Consider the following 19,621-nt stretch of genomic DNA (forward strand, 5'->3'; position numbering starts at 1 on the left):
GTTATAATTCCAATGCGCGATACTTTTCACGCAAGTAATGACGAATACCAATCGCGGACAAATTGAGCGCCACGATCACAGACACAAGCAAAAACGACGTGGCGTATACCAAAGGACGCGCCGTTTCGATGTGCGCGCTTTGAAAGCCGACATCATAAATATGGTAGCCCAGATGCATGAACTTCCGCTCTAAGTGTAAAAACGGGAAATTACCATCCACTGGCAAAGAGGGGGCGACCTTAACCACCCCCACCAACATTAAGGGCGCCACTTCTCCGGCTGCGCGCGCAACCGCTAAAATCAACCCGGTCATCATCGCAGGACTGGCCATCGGCAGGACCACCCGCCAGAGCATTTCTGATTGTGTCGCCCCAAGGGCAAACGCACCATGGCGAACACTGGTGGGGATCCGAGCCAACCCTTCTTCTGTAGACACAATCACCACAGGTAAGGTGAGGATCGCCAAGGTTAACGCCGACCAGAGAATACCTGGTGTCCCAAAAACCGGTGCCGGCTGCGCCGCTTGATAAAATACATCGTCAATGGTGCCACCGATAAAATAGACAAAAAAGCCCAACCCGAACACACCGTACACAATTGACGGTACCCCGGCGAGGTTAACCACGGCAATGCGAATAATACGCGTGAATGCCGTTTTCGGCGCGTATTCGTGAAGATATACCGCGGCGAGCACCCCTAACGGGGTGACAATCACTGACATCAATAGCACCAAGAAAACGGTGCCAAAAATCGCCGGAAAAACGCCCCCCGCCGCATTACTGTCTCGTGGAGATTCGGATAAAAAGGTCGCAACCTGGTAGCCCCAAAATTTAAGCTTATCAACGGCACTCATGGCGTTGGGATACCAAACATTAATCACATTTTGCAGAGGCAACGCCACGGCGTCACCGTGGCTATCTTCAACAACAAGCGCACCCGTTTGTTGTTTTTCTCGCAGCTGTTTGAGCTTTTTCTCTAACTGCTGGTATTGCGATAGCAGCTGTGAACGACGCTTATCAATTCGTTTTTTTTCTGCCGTGTTTAGCTGGCTATCTAATGAGAGGGACTTTTCCTCCAGCCGCAGCTGCTCCAGCTGATAGTTAACGCTCGCTAGGTGTACTTGCTCGATGTCATTGATCACCTCTCGACGCGCCGCTAAATCTTCCAGGCGTTGATAAAGTTCAGACAGCACTAATGCATGTTGGTGGCCGCCGGCGTCGACGTATGCTTGAGGCATGCCGTAGAACATGCCATTTTCATTTCGCTCGATCATCGCCATTTCAACGGGTGTGTGCTGACTTTTTATCTGAAACGCCAGCAATTGACGAAAATCGATCCCTTCTTGCTCACGGTTACCGGTTTTTACCACCAAACGTTGGTAGCTGGGCTGGCGATAGGCTGGCAATACAACACCTGCATCTTTGAGCTGCGTCGCATCAACCTGATCGGTTCGGTATATTTGCCCGACCACGGTTTCTACTCCCTGCTCACTCTTCACTTCAAAGCTGGTGACCGGTGTCGGCCAGAAATAGCCTAAGCCTCGATAGCCGAGCAATAACAGCACCCCAAGAATCGCAATCAGACTGACGCTGACCATTCCGGCCGTCATCCAAACCCAAGGAGTGCCAGATTTTATCCATGGACGCATGCGCATTCTCATCTCGGTTAAAGGTTGCTGTATTTGTCACGCAAACGCTGACGGATCAGCTCTGCCAATGTGTTAAAGACAAACGTGAAGACAAAAAGAATAAAAGCGGTTAAAAACAGCACTCGATAATGGGAACTACCGACTTCAGACTCCGGCATTTCCACCGCAATATTGGCCGATAAGGTACGTAGCCCTTCGAGCAAATTCCAATCCATGATAGGCGTGTTACCGGTTGCCATCAGTACGATCATTGTTTCACCGACCGCGCGCCCAAGGCCCATCATTACGGCAGAAAAAATACCAGGGCTTGCGGTAAGCAACACCACCCGAATCAAGGTTTGCCAGTGTGTCGCCCCTAAGGCCAAGGCGCCGTTTTTAAGGTGAGGGGGCACAGAAAAAATCGCATCTTCGGCAATAGAGAAAATGGTTGGGACTACCGCAAATCCCATGGCGATACCCACCACCAGCGCATTGCGCTGATCATAGCCGATACCCAGTTCATGCGTCATAAACTGGCGCGCATCGCCCCCTAACCAGACCTGCTCTACCCATGGTCCAAGGTAAGAGGCTACTACGCCCACCATCAATAATGCCGGAATAATGACCACTATCTGCGCGTTATCAGGTAAGCGGCGTCGCACATATCTTGGGATCATGCGCCACACGCCGCTTAGCCCAAGTAACATAATAGGGATGAGCAGGAGCAACAAAAAGACGCTAGCAATGTGCGACTCAACCCAGGGTGCCAGCCACAAACCGGCCAAAAAGCCGATAATGACGGTGGGCAACGCTTCAATCGTTTCCACCGTCGGCTTCACCCAACGCCGGAGCCCGGATGACATAAAATAAGCAGTGTATATGGCTGCGCCAATCGCCATCGGCACCGCAAAAATTAAAGAAACCAAAGCGACCTTTAAGGTACCAAAAATCACGGGCACCACACTGAGCTTGGCTTCAAAGCTGTCATCCGCAGAGGTCGATTGCCACACATACTGCGGAGACGAGTACCCTTCATACCACACTTTCTGCCATAGCGAGTGAATACTCACTTCTGGGTGAGGGTTGTCGACGGTCAACCATTGCCATTGATTGTCGACCACAGCAATCAGCCCATTTGCACGAGGCGTAAACGCCAAAGCGTCGGGCAGCGCGGTAAACTGAGCATCGAAATGGCGCTGTTTCTCACTGGTGGCATGCACTAGGCTAAGTCGTCCCGTTTCATCTACCGTCGCCAGACTTTTACGGTGACGCTCAGGTGCGAGACGTGCCACGCCCTCCCCCGGTGAAAACGCGCGCACTTCAGTTAACGATGGCTCACCATTTTTCACCACATCGAACCATTGTGTGACGGTGCCATCTTGGTGCTGAAGGAGCAAAGAGCGTCCCCCGGCTAGCATCGACATTTTCGTGACTGGGCTGGCGACCACATTGTCGAGATTAACCGTTTCGCGCAACGCTAAATCGTTCCCGTTTACGCGCCAAATCGCTAAACGATTTTGTTGATGCACAAACAAGCGCTGCCCGTCTCCTGATAACGCGATATGGTCAACGGCTTGCGAAAGGGGCACCATGCTTTTCTGCGTACCACGAAAAACCACCAAACGGTTATCCTGAGTGACGGCAGCCAGCACGGGCGGGATGGTTTGACCGTGTAAACTATCCGGCACCGCAACAGTCAGCTGGTTAAGCGGCTGCGCGCTCGTGTCCACGATCAACTCACGACCAAAGGCCGGCATAGTGGACAATTGAGGGACCACTGAGGCGTCAGCTTGGTATTGTGTACGAAAGCGTAATTGCCAAGCAGCTACGCGCCCAGGCGTCTTTTCCACCGCTAAAAATGGCGTAGATGCTTCGACGCGGCTTATCGCAGGCTTATCCATGCTGGATAGCGGCTGCTGTAATACCGTTTGCGCGCGGAGCACGGCGCTGGCTGTGGGAGTCTCAGACCGTTGCGGGCGTTTGGCAACCGTTAACACACCTCGATCATCCAAGCCATACACCAGTTGATTGCGCGTATCGGCACCAATGTATTGAGGCACGCCGGGAGTGGCTAAGGTAAAACGCTCACTCAAGCTCACACTCGCTTGGTGAAAAAGCGGTACCACCACCGTGAGTAAGTAGAAGAAAAGAAGCAGCAGGGTCACTAATACCATCACGCCACCAAGACGTACCGTTTGGCGAGTCAGTTTATCTTTAAAACGCCGCGCCGGTCTGGTGTCCGTTAATGATGGTGAAGAGTGGGTCATTCGTGCCTCTTTTTATTAAGCAAGCCCTGTATTGTATGTCATTACAATGACAATTTTGTGACAGCGAGACGCACGACGCCGCCTTTCACAAACACGGCATCGCATCACTGTCGTCCAGTGTATCGTGAGTGGTCATCAACGCCTAGTCACGCTATCGCCACGCAATAAATATGCAACAAACGGGCTTTAGGCTTGCTCAAGTTGATATTGGGCACACTTTCGTGAGTTTAGCCTCCAGCAGCATAGACAACACCTTGACTGGCCTCAATAATTGTCTAAAGAATCGCCGTAAGGATCACGCATGAAGCACTTTGTTATCACATTAGTGGGCCCAGATCGCGCTGGCCTCGTTGATCAAATATCACACACGGTTTTCAATCATCACGGCAGCTGGCAAGCCAGCCGACTCAGTCAGCTAGCAGGGCAGTTTGCCGGCATCATTCACATTTCAGTGTCAGACACGTACGCTGATGCGCTGGTCCATGCGTTACGCGCGCTCGATGGTTTACAGTTGCTCATCACCGATGCGACGCCCGCCTCACCGTCTCCGATTACCCATACGTTGTCGGTAACAGGCAACGACAGGCGCGGCATTGTGCAAGCGCTCAGCCAGCTGCTCGCCGCTCATGGCGTCACCATCAACAAACTCAACACGCAAACACAAAGCGCCGCCAATACGGGCGGGCAAATTTTCACCGCAGATTTTTATTTAACGGTTCCGCCGGCAGCGGACATTAACGTATTGCATGAAGCCCTTGAAACGCTGTCAGACGACTTGATTGTCGATTTTGACAGCAATTTTATTCAGTAGAACAGGATTTTCTTACGCGTTATGACTTTAGACTCTTATCATGTCGACAAAGAACTTAGCTGGCTTTCTTTTAATGAACGTGTCCTGCAAGAGGCCGCGGACAAAAGTGTGCCTATTATTGAGCGAGTTCGGTTTTTAGGCATTTTTTCATCCAACCTTGACGAGTTTTATCAAGTACGGTTTGCCGACGTGAAACGGCGCATCATTATCGATGAAGAACGCGGAGTGGAAAGTCATGCCAAAGAGCTATTGAGCAAGATTCAAGCGAAAGTCGTCAAACTGAATCAAGATTTTGATCATCTTTACAACGATATTTTGCTCGAAATGGCACGCCGCCATATTTTTTTAGTTAACGAACGTCAACTCTCTGATCATCAAGCGCAGTGGCTAAAACGTTATTTTAGAAGCAATATTTTGCCTTACATCACGCCAATTATGCTTAACAAGGACGTCGATGTTTTAAGCTTTTTGAAAGATGCCTACTCTTACCTCGCCGTACAGCTGAAAAAAGAAGGGGAAGAGCCCAAGTATGCGCTGATAGAGATCCCAACTGATGAATTAGAACGCTTTGTTAAAGTCCCTGAGCCAAAAGGAAAACGGCAGCGAAAAACCATCATTTTACTCGATAACATTATCCGTTTGTGTTTAGACCAAATTTTTAGTGGTTTTTTCGACTACGATACTGTCGAAGCGTACGCGATGAAGATGACCCGCGATGCGGAATACGATCTGACCAATGAAGTGGAGCACAGCCTGCTTGAAAACATGTCAGAGAGCTTGGATCAGCGTTTAACCGCCCTACCGGTTCGGTTTGTTTATCAACGCGATATGCCACCGGAAATGGTGAGCAAATTGATTCAGGTATTAAAAATCTCCGACTACGACAGTGTCTTACCGGGTGCTCGCTATCACAACTTTCGTGATTTTATCGGCTTTCCGAACGTTGGACGTAAATACCTGGAAAACCCGCCTTTGCCACCGTTCGAATCGGCTGATTTTCAACTACAAAACAATGCCTTCGATGCTATTCGCGAACGCGATATTCTACTTTATTATCCCTATCATACGTTCCGCCATATGACTGAACTGGTGCGTCAGGCGTCGTTTGATCCTAAAGTGCGTAGTATTCGGATTAACGTCTATCGTGTAGCGAAAAACTCTCGCATTATCAACTCGATGATTGATGCTGCCAACAACGGAAAACGCGTGACCGTCGTGGTCGAGCTGCAAGCACGTTTTGATGAAGAAGCCAACATCGAATGGTCACGGGTTCTCACGGATGCTGGCGTAAAAGTCGTGTTTGGCACCCCCGGGCTCAAAATTCACTCGAAACTGTGTTTAATTTCTCGTCGTGAAGACGGCGTGCTACGCGATTATGGCCATATCGGCACAGGTAACTTTCATGAAAAAACGGCGCGAATTTATACCGACTTCGCGCTGTTTACAGCGGATCAGCCATTGACGTCAGAAATCCGCAAAGTATTTGAGTTTATTGAAAACCCGTATCGTCCTGTAAAGTTCAATCACTTAATTGTCTCGCCACGTAACTCGCGGCGTCGTATGTATAAACTGATTGAACGTGAAATTGAGCATGCGCAGGCCAAACGTAAGGCAGGTATTACGCTCAAGGTCAACAACCTGGTCGACAAAGGCTTAGTGAACCTGCTGTACAAAGCCAGTAATGAAGGGGTGAAAATTCGCATCATCGTACGCGGCATGTGCTCGCTAGTGCCTGGGATTAAAGGGGTAAGTCAGAATATCAAAGCAATCAGCATTGTTGATCGCTTCTTAGAGCATCCCCGCGTGTTTGCCTTTGAAAACGGCGGTGAACGTGATATGTATATTTCGTCTGCCGATTGGATGACTCGCAACATCGATAACCGGATTGAAGTTGGGGCTCCCATTCGCGATCCCAGACTGAAAGATCGCATCATGGCCATCTTGGAGATTCAATTTTCCGATCGCGCGAAGGCCCGCGTTATCGATAAAGCCATGTCCAACGCCTACGTCAAACGGGGTAACAAGAAAAAGATCCGCTCTCAGACCGAGATCTATGATTACCTTAAGCACGCAGAGCGCCAAGAACTCAAAAACGCGGAAAAGTTGCAACATGACACACCCCCAGTCAAAGGATAAGCCGCGCGAAATCGCAGCGGTTGATCTCGGCTCTAACAGTTTTCATATGGTCGTCGCGCGCGTCGTTGGCGAAGGGTTACAGATAGTGAGTCGCCATAAACAACGTGTGCGACTGGCTGCAGGGTTGGATGATCAACATCGCCTCAGTGATGAGGCGATCAGCCGTGGTGTCGAGTGCTTAGCCATGTTCGCTGAACGGCTGAACGGCTTAGATATGGAGAATGTCCGTATCGCCGCCACCCACACCTTGCGCCAGGCCCGCAATGTCGACACCTTCATCAAGCGGGCAAGACAGGTTTTGCCCTACCCGATTGAAATTATTTCCGGGGAGGAAGAGGCGCGTCTTATTTATATGGGCGTCTCCCACACGCAGCAAAACGTTGGCCGGAAGTTAGTGATTGATATTGGAGGCGGCAGTACAGAATTAGTGATCGGGGATAACTTTGAGCCCGCACTGGTTAATAGTAAACGGGTTGGCTGCGTCAGTTATAACGAGCGTTTTTTCCCCAAAGGCAACATTACGCCTAAGCAATTTGCCGCCGCACAGCTGGCTACCCAACAAAAGCTAGAAAGCTTGGCTTCTCAATACCGTCAGGCTGGCTGGCAAGTGGCGCTCGGCGCGTCAGGCACCATCAAAGCGATTCGTGAAGTGATTATCGGCCTGGGTGATGAAGACGGCATTATCACCCGTAAGCGGTTAGATAACCTGATCGAAAAGTTGCTGAAGTTTAAAACCAGTGACAGTATCGATTTACCGGGCTTGTCGGTCGACCGCCAACCGGTTTTCGTCGCAGGCGTGGCAATTCTTTCTGGGATCTTTGATGCGCTTGCCATCGAATCGATGCGCTTCTCTGATGGTGCGTTACGTGAAGGGTTGCTCTATGAAATGGAAGACCGCTTTCAACGTACCGATATCCGTGGTCGTACGACGGATGATATGGCAGCACGCTACAACATCGACCTGAGTCACGCCCGTCGCGTGCAACACACAGCAGCGTATTTTTATGCGCAAGCCGAGCCGGATAAGGGTAGTAAGAAAGCAGAGCTCGCCGGGCTTTTGAATTGGGCTGCGCTGCTGCACGAAGTGGGGTTAAGCATTGGTTATCCTGGCTACCACAAGCATTCTGCGTATATTCTGCGCAACACCAATTTGCCTGGGTTTAACCAAGAGCAGCAAACCGTGCTAGCCACCCTCGCGCGCTTCCATCGTAAGGCGCTAAAACTCAATGAAATGCCTAAGTTTACCTTGTTTAAACCTAAGCTCATCGAGACGCTGATTTGCGCACTACGGTTAGCCTGTGTGTTGCACTCACAACGTAACGACGAGGCCTTGCCAGAGATTGCTCTCAGTATCGACAAAAAAGGGGCATGGCAACTCACCTTCCCTACCGGGTGGCTGCAAGAGAACCGTTTGCTCGCGGCGGACTTGGAAGCAGAGCAGGCATACTGGCAGTCAGTAAACTGGGGGCTGACCTTTAGCGACTGAGAGCACGACAAGCGTCCAGTGGAGGCCGTCGCTTCCGCAACGCTGAGTCCCTAAACGTCTAAACCCTTAACGCGAGTCTTTTAGCGACGCATCCAGCCCTAATGCCTGTCTTTGCGCGCGCACCGCTTGAGCCGGCAAGGGAATATAGCCTTGCTGACTCACCGCCTTCTGCCCTTGCGCCGACAAAATATAACGCATAAATGCCGATTCAAGTGGCGCCAGCGGCTGATTGGGTGCTTTATTGATATACAAATATAAATAACGGGTAAGGGGGTACTCACCCGTTCGAATCGCTGAAGGGGTGGGCTTTATCGCCTCTTTTCCTTGGTGTGAAATCGCCAGCATGCGCGCCCCTGACGCTTGATGGCCGATCCCTGCATACCCGATCGCATTCAGCGAAGAGGCCACCGACTGCACAACAGACGCCGAGCCGGGCTGCTCATTCACATCGGCTCGAAAATCCCCACGACACAACGCAGCTTGCTTAAAATAACCATAGGTACCGGATACCGAGTTACGGCCGAATAATTGCAAATCTCGGTTGGCCCAACGGCCTGATAAGCCCAATTGCCCCCAGGTTGTCACCGGTTTACTCGCCCCACACCAGAGGGTGCGAGAAAATACCGCATCCAACTGTTGAAAACTGATGGTGCGTAAAGGGTTGTCTTGGTGGACATAGACGGCCATCGCATCCACCGCAACGGGTACCGCGGTAGGAGGATAGCCAAAACGTGCTTGAAACGCATTTTCTTCACTGACCCGCATCGGACGACTCATGGGGCCAAGTTGTGCGGTCCCTTCCACCAGCGCGGGGGCGGCGGAGGCAGAGCCTGGCGTTTGTAGCTGTATATTCACCCCTGGATGTAGCCGTTTGAACCCGTCAGTCCAAGCGGCCATCATATTGGCTAGGGTGTCTGAGCCGACAGAGCTCAAGTTACCGGATATACCGCTGCTACGTTGATAATCAGGCAGCGTGTCGGCATGACTAAAGCCCGCCATGCTCACTAGCAGGCTGGCTGTGGCAATAAACCGCTTTAACATGCTAACCGCTCCGGTAAGGTAAAGGAGAACGTGCTCCCCACCCCGAGTTCACTTTGAATATCTAATTCCGCATCGTGATGACTTAACGCATGTTTTACGATCGCCAACCCTAAGCCACTGCCACCCGTTTCACGGGAGCGGGCTTTATCCACCCGATAAAAACGCTCGGTTAACCGATCCAAATGTTGCGGCGCGATCCCCTCACCACTGTCCTGTACTTCCAAGCGTGGGCCTTTGCTTGCGCGATACCAACGCACAGTGATCCCAGCTTTGGGCGGGGTGTGCTTTACTGCGTTATAAACCAGGTTGGAAATCGCACTGCGTAATTGATCGTCATTGCCTTTCACTTTAAGGCTGGTATCAACTTCAAACGTAAGTACATGCTCACTATCACCACTTAAGGCTTGGGCTTCTTTTTGTAGCACATCAAGCATGGCTGGCACATCCACATGATGATCCAGCTCAGGCTTGGCCGCTGCTTCAATTTTAGACAGGGTCAAAAGCTGTTCTACCAGTGACTCCATCCGAGACAATTGCTCGGTCATCACCCCATGTGCTTTCGGCCACATGGGACCAACAACCATCTCCGGATCTTCAGTCATTTCTAAGTAGCCACGCAAAACCGTCATCGGCGTGCGTAGCTCGTGTGAAACATTGGCGAAAAAGTTGCGGCGCATCCCTTCCAGTTGCTTTAACTGAGTGATATCACGCACCACCATCAAATATTCGCCTTCCGCATAGGGCATGGTCCGGAACTCAAGTGTGCGCGCGCTATTGAGGTGAGAGCGCATCTCGAGCGGCACATCGTAATTGGCATCAGCAATATAACTGACGAATTCAGGGGCGCGGATAAGATTACTGATATGCTGGCCATTATCATCAGGCATACGCAAGCCGAGCAGTTCTTGAGCTAATTTGTTACACCAAACAATGGCACCGTCACGCTCAAAAACCACCACCGCATCCGGTAAAGACTCTGCCCCGTTGCGAAAGCGACGAATCAGATTCGCCAGCTCCTTACGGCGACGACGATTACGCTTTTGTAAGCGATAAATCCCATTAAACAAAGGCTCCCAGGAGCCGGTGCCTGAGGGTGGCATCAGGCTTTTGTCTTTCCAAAGCCAATCCGACAGCTTGACCTGCTGATGCAGGTGCCAAAGCAGCATGGCAACGGTGGCGCCAAGCAATAGCCAAGGTAGGCCACCAAACAGCCAACCTATGATAAACCAAGGTAAATAAAAAAAAGCCAGCTCCCAGGCTAGCTTCTTCCAAGACAGTCGTTCGACCATTGCGTCTCCATGCAGCCTACACCTGATGTAGGCGGGATTTAACTACGTGTTGAGAAACGATATCCAGCGCCGCGCACGGTTTGTACCAGTTTAGCGTGTCCACCGGCTTCCAGCACTTTGCGCAAGCGACGAATATGCACATCCACCGTTCTATCTTCAACATAGACATTGGTGCCCCACACGTTATTGAGTAGCTGCTCGCGGCTATATACTCGCTCTTGATGGGTCATGAAAAAGTGCAGCAGCTTAAACTCGGTCGGCCCCATGTCTAGCGGATTATCATTGGCGGTCACTCGATGCGAGACAGGGTCAAGCTTCAACCCTTGTACTTCAATGACATCATCCAAGGTTGTCGGCGACACGCGGCGCATCACCGCTTTTAATCGCGCCACCAGCTCTTTCGGCGAGAAAGGTTTGGTGATGTAGTCATCGGCCCCTACTTCTAAGCCTCGCACTTTGTCTTCTTCTTCGCCCCTTGCGGTCAGCATTACCACGGGGATTTGTCGGGTTAACTCTTCCCGCTTTAAGTGCTTAATAAGATTGAGCCCCGATCCGCCAGGTAACATCCAATCCATCAGGATCATTTCTGGGTAAGGCTCGCATATTTGCGCCAGTGCCGAGTCGTAGTCTTCTGCCTCAACCGTTTGATAACCTTTTTGTTCAAGTACAAAACAAAGCATCTCGCGAATGGGGGCTTCGTCTTCAACAACGAGAATCCGTCTAACCATGATAATTACCTAGTGTTATCATTGAACTGGCGCCATTATGTGGATTTATTATGACATTTTTGTGACCCAGCGCGAGCTATTTTCCCCTTGTGTCGACAGGCTGTGACCTAGCCTACACCTTGCTGTGTCACTAATACACGGCTTGCGCCGCCACCTTGGCTATCTACACGGACTTGTGCACCAATCCGCTCAACCAGTGTATTCACATGCGAAATCACCCCAATTTGTCGGCCATCCGCTTGCAGGGTATCCAGGCAGGCTAACGCCATTTCTAAGCTATCAGGGTCTAGGGTGCCGAAGCCCTCATCAATAAATAGAGAGCCAAGCTGGCGGGTATCTGCCGCTAAAGAGGCCAGTGCTAGCGCCAGCGAGAGCGAGACTAAAAAGCTCTCTCCGCCAGACAGTGATTCGACACTGCGCACCTCATCACCCATATCGTGATCGACCACCTGTAACGCCAGCAAGCTATCCGGCACCGTTTGCAGTGCATAACGTGGTGACAATGACGCCAAGTGCTCATTGGCGATATCCACTAACTGAGACAAGGTTAAAGATTGGGCAAGATTTCGGAACTTCGCCCCGCTCGCGGAGCCAATCAGATCAGCCAATTTTAGCCATTGTTCCGTTTGATGCCGCTGCGCCTCTATTTTTTCAGTCAGTGAGCCGGCTTGGTGCTTGGCTTTTTCTGACTCAGTCAATTGGTGACGAAGCGTAAAGAGGCGCTGCTCCTGCTCCTCGAGCGCTTGCTGCCACTGTGACTGCTGTGCGCTGAGAGACGCATCATCATCAGGTAGCTGCTGTGCCACTATCCAAGCTTTGGTGTCTGCCATGGTTTGCTGACAATGAACAAGCTGTTGCTGACGCTCATCAAGGCGCGTTTTGGCTTCTTGATAACGCGCTTCAACATCGCTGATCGCCTGTCGCTCATTGGCACGCCATGCCTCGCTATACGACAGCGCACCAATCAAATCATACTGATGAACACCGAGTTCCGGCTGCCATTGGATCCAACGTCTAACACTTGCGCGGTAGCGCTGATCCGCCTCACGCTGCTGGGTATCAAGCGTTTTCTGGCGCGCCTGTACGCCCGCACGCTTTTCACTGGCCTGCTTGTAGGCTTGCTCGGCTTGGTTACGTTGTGCGGCTTGTTCTTCAATGGCCGCTTTGTAGGCTCGCTCTAGCGCCTCCAGATCTGATTGCGGGATCAGCGCTTGGCGCGCGGCACTTTGCTGTTGATGCTCTTGTGCGAGGGTCACCAGTTGGGCTTGCCGGGCTTGAATATCTTCTGACAAGCTCTGGCACTGCTGCGAAAGCGAGGCGAGGTCGGTCTCTCTTTGTTGCTTGTGCTCAGCAAGCGCCGCTTTTTCGTCTTGCAGTGCCTGATAGGCTTGAATTTTTTGCTCCATCTGGCGGATATAATGCGCGGCGCCAACCTGTCGCAGGCTCGCCAGCCACTGTCCAGCGCCTAATTGCTGATCCAGCGATTGGCTAACTCGAGTCACTTGCGTCTGTTGCTGCTGCCATTGCTCATCAATCGCGTTGAGCCGTGTCTCACACTCTGTCAGTGACTGGTCGAGTTGATGACGTCGAGCCACTAGCTGCTCACGTGCATGCTGGAGTTCGGCAATGGCCGTATCCATTTGCTGAATGTGGGCAAGCTGTTGTTGGCGCTCTGTCATCGCTTGATAACAGGCTTGATACTCGGCATAGGTTGGTTGCGCCTGTGCGTCAATCTCGCCGAGGATGTCACTGAGTGGACGCGATAAGTCGATGGTTTCATCCAGCTCAGCGATCGCAGCATGCACCTCTCGTTCGCATTGCTGTCGCTCAGCCTGCCAAACCGCTCCCTGCTCTTTTAACTCGGCACACGCGTGCTGGCTTTGCTGGTGCTGCCTTTGCCAGTAATAATACTCGGCGTGATGTTGGTTATACGATGCTTGCAAGGCGTCTACACGCGCCTGCTGCTGCGCGATCATGCCTTCTATCGCGGGGGCATGGTGCAGGTAGGGGTGCTCGGTGGCCCCACAAAGCGGGCAAGGATCCCCCTCGTGTAAAGTTTGGCGAAGATCATCAAGCTCGACCACCGCCATCGCCTGTTGGAGGCTATTTTGTGCTTCTTCGACCTGAGCCTGCTCACGGGTCAGCGTGTCTTTCAAATGCGCTAACTGGGTTTGGCTGTCTGCAAACAGTGCTTGATGTTTTTCTAGGTCCGCTTGGTTATGCTGACAGCGCTCTTGCCAATACTGCCAGTTTTTTCCCTCATTGAGCACCGCTTCTTGCTGCTGCTTTTGCGTGTGCAGTTTGCTATACCGCACCTGATCCGCGTCTTGATTTGCCTGCAGCGCCTCAGGCTCTAACGCTTGTCGCTTGGCTTTCAGCTGCGCACTGCTGTCATCAACTTGGGCAATGTCTTTGTCCAACTTGTCACGTTGCGGCTGCCAATGTTGCTGCTGATGATAACGGGCTTGATACTCTTCTTGCAGCGCCGAGAGCGTATCTTGGCAATCGAGGTACTGGCGCAGGTTATCAAACACAGGTTGATAGTGTTCCGCCACATGAGAAAAGTCACCATAACGGGCGATTTCTTTTTCTATCGCCGCCTCACGTTGTTGCTGTTGTTCGGCTTGCGCTCGCGCTTGCGCAAAAGACTGTTGGGCTTGTCGATACTTTTGCTGTTGCTCATTCAGCGCTAGGTTTTGCTCATGCATTTGCCGTTCAATGCCAGACAGTTGGGTATCTATTTGTTGCGCATGCCGTACTTTAGGCTCAAGCTCCGCCCAGCTTTGCTCGGCCTCCGCCACTGCCCGATTAGCGTCGCGCCAACGTTCAGCCTCTTGTTCATACGCTTGGGCTATACGACGTTCTTCACGCGCGAGCTGATGGCTTTCGAGTGTGAGCGCCTGGCGTTGCCATTGGGTGGTCTGCACCGCTTGCCAATCGTCCCGGGCCACTTGGACACGCTCTATCTCGTCCAACGCGTCACGCCGGGCGGCAATGCTCTCTCGCGCTTCACTCGCTTCATCGAGCGCCTGCTGAGCCGTCTCAACGCCCTGCTGCGCTTGCGCAAAATGCGTGTGTTGTTGGCGATAGTCATTGAGTTTTCGGAGCTGAGTGTGTAAATCGTGAATGTGCTGCTGGCATTGCGCCTGCTCTTGATGCAATTGCTGTTCTTCGTCATCCGTGAGTAACTGAATATCGCCCAACTGTTGGGTCAGTTGATCCAGTGCTTGCTTTTCATCACGTGCCCGCTGGTGCGCCATTTGCGACAGCCGGCTATATATTTCAGTGCCTGTCATGCGCTCAAGCAAGGCCGCTCTATCATCTGCAGACGCTTTTAAGAAAGCGGCAAAATCCCCTTGCGGTAACATCACCGCACGGCGGAACTGTTCATAGCTCAGTCCCACTAAGCGCTCTATTTCACTGAGTACTTCCTGTTTTTTACCGGCGATACGTTGGCCTGTGGCGAGGTTCTCCAACCAATGCTCGCTCGCCTGTATACGGCCGTCCGCCTTACCGCGCGCACGGCGTACCGACCAATGCGCACGCCAACGGCTGCCATCATAGGCGACAAAATCCACTTCCGCGTACCCCTCGCCTTTACCACGCGATAAGATACTGCGCACATCATTGGCTTTAACCCGAGTGGCCGGGTCGCCCAAGCCAATATCCGCATCATGCTTTTTATTGGACTGAAAGCGCGGGATCTTGTCGTAAAGCGCCAAGCAAATCGCATCCAAAAGCGTCGACTTTCCCGCGCCCGTTTTGCCTGTGATCGCAAACAAGCCACTGTCACCCAGCGGTCCTTGTGAAAAGTCCAATGCAAACGGATGTTGAATGCTGGCCAAATTCTCGCCACGTAATGCCAGGATTTTCATCGTTTATTGATCCTCGTCCTGTTCCAGTTGCTCCAATAACTGAGAAAACGTTGCTGATAACGCCGTATCAGGTTCACCTTGATACTTTTGCTGCCAACCATGGCGAAGCACCTGATAGGGCTCGACCTCCGAGAGACGTTGCTGTCGAAAGCCACTTGTTTGTGGTTGCTCGCGATAATGCGGTGTGATTTTGGCAAGCCGCACAGGTTTACCATCCAAGGCCGCTAGAATTTTTTCCCTGAGCATCGGCTGGGGTTTATCTAACAAAACAGGGACATCAAGCAAAGGTTGCTGCGACAGCGGTAAAGGCTCAAGCGTGAGTCCCGCCAGTGCGTCGAGTACCGTCTCCAACGGTGAGGGCTGTTCCGGAACCCGCGATAAATCAACGGCACGCGGCACATAATGTGGGATCACACTTTGTAGCTGATTGTCTTCAAGCGTTACCGCTAACACTTGGTGCCGATAGTGGCGTTCGGATAACGACAAAGGGATGGGCGAGCCGCAATAACGAATCCGTGTTTGCTTTGCCACTTGCTGAGCTAAATGCAAATGTCCAAGCGCGACATAGGCAATATCCTCACTGAAAATATCCGCCGGCAGCGCATGCTGATTCCCCCCAAGAATGCGCCGCTCTGACATTTCTGACAACTCACCACTGGCCATATACACATGGCCCATCGCTATCAATGCCTGATCAGCACGCGCGTTTTCACGCCCAGCTTGCTCCGTTTGCTGATAAATACTTCGCACTCCCTCAATAAGCCGATCATCCTTTTCATCGAGTCCTTCTGTACGCAAATCACCACTTCGCAAAAAAGGCACCGCCAATACCCAAGCCGCGATGTCGCCTGACTTATCGGTAATAGGCACTCGCATACGTTCTGTATCTAGGTGACCGTCACTGTCACGGGCAATGGCACCAATTAAGTGTAAATCAAAGGCTTTCAGTAGCTCGTGTGGGGCGTCGAGTTTGCTAGGTGAGTCATGGTTCCCGCCGGTGATCACCACATTTAAGTGTGGCAGTGCTTTGGCAACATCAGCCAAAAAACGATACAGCATTCGCCAAGCGCTGGCGGGTGGGTTGGCGCTGTCAAACACATCTCCCGCCACCAATAAGGCATCGGCTTGCTCATCAATGAGGCATTGCTTAAGCCAATCGAGAAAGGCTTGATGTTCATATTGGCGATCATAGCCATGTAGCTGATGACCAAGGTGCCAATCGGAGGTATGAATGATCTTTAACACAACTGAGGTAATCCGTTCATTGAGGAAGCTGGGCAAGTTTGTCTCGCTGAAGTCGCGAGCAGGGTTAAATTCTACGCTAATTGCAGCGACATTCGAGAGTGAATGCAATACCATGTTGCCTTTCTCACAACAGGATGGATAAAGCCTCGCCATGATTTGGTTTAAGAATTTACTCGTCTATCGTCTTACCCGTGATATTCCCCTCGATCCAACACAACTGGAAAGCCAGCTGAAGGAGTTCGACTTTACCCCTTGTGGCAGCCAGGACATGCAAAAGTTTGGCTGGGACAATGCACTGGGTAAGCATGGCGATATGCTCACGCATGTCAGCGGTAACAATATCCTGATCCGCGCTCGCAAAGAAGAAAAGTTGCTCCCCGCGTCGGTGATCAAAGACGCCTTGGAAGAGAAAGTTGACGCCATGGAGCAAGCCCAAGGGCAACGCCTGAAAAAGCGCGAGAAAGATAGCCTAAAAGACGATGTGGTCATGGAGCTCTTACCCCGTGCCTTCACGCGTCAAAGTCAGATGTGCGCTTTGATTATGGCGGATAAAGGTTTGGTATTAGTTGATGCCGCCAGTATCAAAAAAGGCGAAGAGTTGCTCGCCCTTCTACGGAAATCCATCGGCAGCTTACCCGTCGTTCCCGTTGAAACCGAGACCCCGGCAGAGCATGCAATGACCGAATGGGTCAAGCAAGGCCAAGCGCCGCAAGGCTTTCACCTCGGTGATGAAGCAGAACTCAAAGCACTGCTGGAAGAAGGTGGGGTGATCAAGTGTAAACAGCAAGATCTCACCAGTGATGAAATTCAGGCGCACCTGGAGGCAGACAAGCAAGTCACCAAGTTGTCCATGGACTGGCAAGAACAAGTCGACTTCATATTGGGCGATGATTTAAGCGTGAAGCGACTGAAGTTCTCCGAGGAAATTCGCGATCAAAACGCTGACATCGACCGAGAAGATGTCGCAGCCCGCCTCGATGCCGACTTATCGCTGATGTGCGGCGAGCTCGACACCCTTCTAGATGGCTTATTCACCGCGTTAGGCGGTTTAAAAACCGACTAACTAATCCCCACAAAGATTAGGTAAATTCGGCTGGTAGTGTGGGTAATGTCACAGTAAAATGGCGCCCACACTCACCTTCAACGTGAAGGTGCCTGACTTACACTCAGACTCAAGCTTGGAATTATGTTTACGCCAGAATTACTCTCTCCCGCCGGTAGCCTAAAGAATATGCGCTACGCGTTCGCCTATGGGGCCGACGCCGTGTATGCCGGTCAGCCACGCTACAGCCTGCGTGTGCGCAACAACGAATTCAACCACGACAACCTGAAAATAGGCATTGACGAAGCCCATGCGCAGGGTAAGAAGTTCTACGTGGTTTGTAATATTCAGCCGCACAACGCCAAGCTAAAAACCTTTATTCGCGATCTTAAGCCAATTATCGATATGGGCCCTGACGCGCTGATCATGTCCGATCCTGGCTTGATTATGATGGTGCGTGAGCACTTCCCTGATATGGCAATCCATCTTTCCGTGCAAGCCAACGCGATTAACTGGGCGACCGTCAAGTTTTGGCAGCAGCAAGGGATTGAACGTGTGATCTTATCGCGTGAACTATCACTGGAAGAGATCGAAGACATCCGCCAACACTGCCCTGAAATGGAGCTTGAGGTGTTTGTTCATGGCGCGCTATGTATGGCGTATTCTGGCCGTTGTCTGTTGTCAGGCTATATTAATAAGCGTGATCCAAACCAAGGCACCTGTACCAACGCCTGCCGTTGGGACTACAAAGTGCATAAAGGCAAAGAAGACGACGCAGGCCAAGTCGTACAAGTTCAAGAAGTGACCCCAACCTTGGGTAAAGGCGAGCCAGTTGATGATGTCGTGTTGCTTGAAGAAGGCGGACGCCCGGGTGAGTTGATGGCCGCGTACGAAGATGAGCACGGCACCTACATCATGAACTCAAAAGACTTGCGCGCCATTCAGCACGTTGAACGCTTGACCCACATGGGCGTGCACTCGCTAAAAATCGAAGGTCGCACTAAGTCTTTCTATTATTGCGCACGCACAGCACAGGTGTATCGCCAAGCAATTGATGATGCCGTGGCCGGTAAACCGTTCGATGAGAGCCTGATGAATACCCTCGAGAACCTTGCACATCGGGGCTATACTGAAGGCTTTTTGCGTCGTCATACCCACGATAGCTACCAAAACTATGACTACGGCTATTCAATTTCTGAACAGCAGCAATTTGTCGGCGAATTCACTGGCAAGCGCCGTGGCGATCTGGCTGAAGTGGAAGTGAAAAACAAATTTATGCTCGGTGACAGCCTTGAGCTAATGACACCGCGAGGCAATGTCCATTTCACCCTAGAAGCGATGGAAAACCGTAAGTCAGAAACCATCACTGATGCCAAAGGTAGCGGCCACTTCGTATTTATTCCTGTGCCAGAAGATATGGATCTAGAGTACGCGCTACTGATGCGTAACCTGCAATCAGGACAAGATACACGTAACCCATCGGGTAAGTAATATGGCACTACTCATCACCGATAAATGCATAAACTGCGATATGTGTGAGCCCGAGTGTCCCAACGGGGCCATCTCGATGGGTTCCGAGATCTTTGAGATCGAGCCAGATTTATGTACCGAGTGTAAAGGCCATTACGACAAGCCAACGTGTCAGTCGGTCTGCCCTATCTCCAAATGCATTATCACCGATCCCGATAATGTCGAGACAGAGGATCAGCTCTTAGAAAAATTTGTGGTCATCCAAGGGATGGCCTAAGCCATTAAAAGCGCCGCAAGGCGCTTTTTTTATGTCTATATCAATCTACTCTACAACAGTGAACTAACGCTAAGCGCTTAACAGTAATACATGGCAGTCTCAAATGAAGGGGTTGCGTTCAGGCGCTCAGGCTCACACATATCGCAATTGGTACCCTAGGGTTCTGCTTTTAACATAAGCAGGCTATTTACTCCGGGCCTAAACGCAAAAAACCCCAGCTTTTCAGCTAGGGTTTCTAAGTAGTGGCGGAGTGGACGGGACTCGAACCCGCGACCCCCGGCGTGACAGGCCGGTATTCTAACCAACTGAACTACCACTCCGCACCAA

The 19,621-nt window shown here is 51.5% G+C and carries 13 protein-coding genes and 1 tRNA gene; 6 read left to right on the top strand and 8 right to left on the bottom strand.

All coding sequences use genetic code 11. The features are described 5' to 3' along the window. Position 1: 1 nt before the first annotated feature. A complete protein-coding gene (gene pstA, locus BZG25_RS07660; protein ID WP_077638768.1) occupies positions 2-1,648 on the bottom strand; it encodes a phosphate ABC transporter permease PstA in 1,647 nt (548 codons plus the stop codon). Between the two features lie 17 nt (positions 1,649-1,665). Continuing rightward, a complete protein-coding gene (locus BZG25_RS07665; protein WP_077579572.1) occupies positions 1,666-3,894 on the bottom strand; it encodes an ABC transporter permease subunit in 2,229 nt (742 codons plus the stop codon). Between the two features lie 301 nt (positions 3,895-4,195). On the opposite strand from BZG25_RS07665, the gene BZG25_RS07670 reads away from it, so the two are divergent. Genes BZG25_RS07670 through ppx form a run of 3 tightly spaced genes read left to right on the top strand, consistent with a single transcriptional unit; the run spans position 4,196 to position 8,327 of the window. After that, positions 4,196-4,705 (top strand): glycine cleavage system protein R, encoded by a 510-nt coding sequence (locus tag BZG25_RS07670; protein ID WP_077579571.1) that lies wholly within the window; start codon positions 4,196-4,198, stop codon positions 4,703-4,705. A 21-nt stretch (positions 4,706-4,726) separates the two neighbouring features. Further along, complete coding sequence (gene ppk1 / locus BZG25_RS07675; protein ID WP_077579570.1) at positions 4,727-6,841, top strand: polyphosphate kinase 1; 2,115 nt, start codon at positions 4,727-4,729, stop codon at positions 6,839-6,841. Continuing rightward, positions 6,816-8,327, top strand: coding sequence for an exopolyphosphatase (gene ppx, locus BZG25_RS07680; protein ID WP_077638769.1), 1,512 nt, complete (start codon positions 6,816-6,818; stop codon positions 8,325-8,327). Before ppk1 ends, ppx begins: the two co-directional genes overlap by 26 nt. 66 nt (positions 8,328-8,393) lie before the next feature. Here ppx and BZG25_RS07685 read toward each other — a convergent pair whose 3' ends face one another. The 5 genes from BZG25_RS07685 to BZG25_RS07705 form a co-directional block, all read right to left on the bottom strand. Then, on the bottom strand, positions 8,394-9,368 hold the full coding sequence (locus BZG25_RS07685; RefSeq protein ID WP_077638770.1) for a PstS family phosphate ABC transporter substrate-binding protein: 975 nt from the start codon (positions 9,366-9,368) through the stop codon (positions 8,394-8,396). Then, the gene (phoR, locus tag BZG25_RS07690; protein WP_077579567.1) at positions 9,362-10,657 is read right to left on the bottom strand and encodes a phosphate regulon sensor histidine kinase PhoR; all 1,296 of its coding nucleotides are present in this window, start codon (positions 10,655-10,657) and stop codon (positions 9,362-9,364) included. Before phoR ends, BZG25_RS07685 begins: the two co-directional genes overlap by 7 nt. A gap of 38 nt (positions 10,658-10,695) precedes the next feature. Continuing rightward, positions 10,696-11,385: a phosphate regulon transcriptional regulator PhoB gene (gene phoB / locus BZG25_RS07695; protein ID WP_046075035.1), complete on the bottom strand. Its 690-nt coding sequence runs from the start codon at positions 11,383-11,385 to the stop codon at positions 10,696-10,698. A gap of 107 nt (positions 11,386-11,492) precedes the next feature. Next, the gene (locus BZG25_RS07700; RefSeq protein ID WP_077638771.1) at positions 11,493-15,260 is read right to left on the bottom strand and encodes an AAA family ATPase; all 3,768 of its coding nucleotides are present in this window, start codon (positions 15,258-15,260) and stop codon (positions 11,493-11,495) included. A gap of 3 nt (positions 15,261-15,263) precedes the next feature. Beyond that, positions 15,264-16,619 carry an exonuclease SbcCD subunit D C-terminal domain-containing protein gene (locus BZG25_RS07705; protein WP_077638772.1) on the bottom strand — a complete coding sequence of 452 codons (1,356 nt, stop codon included), beginning with the start codon at positions 16,617-16,619 and terminating at the stop codon, positions 15,264-15,266. A 40-nt stretch (positions 16,620-16,659) separates the two neighbouring features. Between BZG25_RS07705 and rdgC the strand changes: the two genes are divergently transcribed. From rdgC to BZG25_RS07720, 3 genes are all read left to right on the top strand, one after another. After that, complete coding sequence (rdgC, locus tag BZG25_RS07710; protein ID WP_198535209.1) at positions 16,660-17,568, top strand: recombination-associated protein RdgC; 909 nt, start codon at positions 16,660-16,662, stop codon at positions 17,566-17,568. A 123-nt stretch (positions 17,569-17,691) separates the two neighbouring features. Further along, positions 17,692-19,038, top strand: coding sequence for a tRNA 5-hydroxyuridine modification protein YegQ (yegQ, locus tag BZG25_RS07715; RefSeq protein ID WP_077606505.1), 1,347 nt, complete (start codon positions 17,692-17,694; stop codon positions 19,036-19,038). Position 19,039: 1 nt separating this feature from the next. Continuing rightward, entirely contained in the window at positions 19,040-19,294 is a 255-nt protein-coding gene (locus tag BZG25_RS07720; RefSeq protein ID WP_021022889.1) for a YfhL family 4Fe-4S dicluster ferredoxin, read from the top strand. 243 nt (positions 19,295-19,537) lie between these two features. Here the strand turns inward: BZG25_RS07720 and BZG25_RS07725 are convergent. Further along, positions 19,538-19,614, bottom strand: a tRNA-Asp gene (locus BZG25_RS07725). Between the last annotated feature and the right edge of the window lie 7 nt (positions 19,615-19,621).

It is taken from the genome of Salinivibrio sp. ML198 (genome assembly GCF_001996015.1).
Classification (GTDB): domain Bacteria; phylum Pseudomonadota; class Gammaproteobacteria; order Enterobacterales; family Vibrionaceae; genus Salinivibrio; species Salinivibrio siamensis.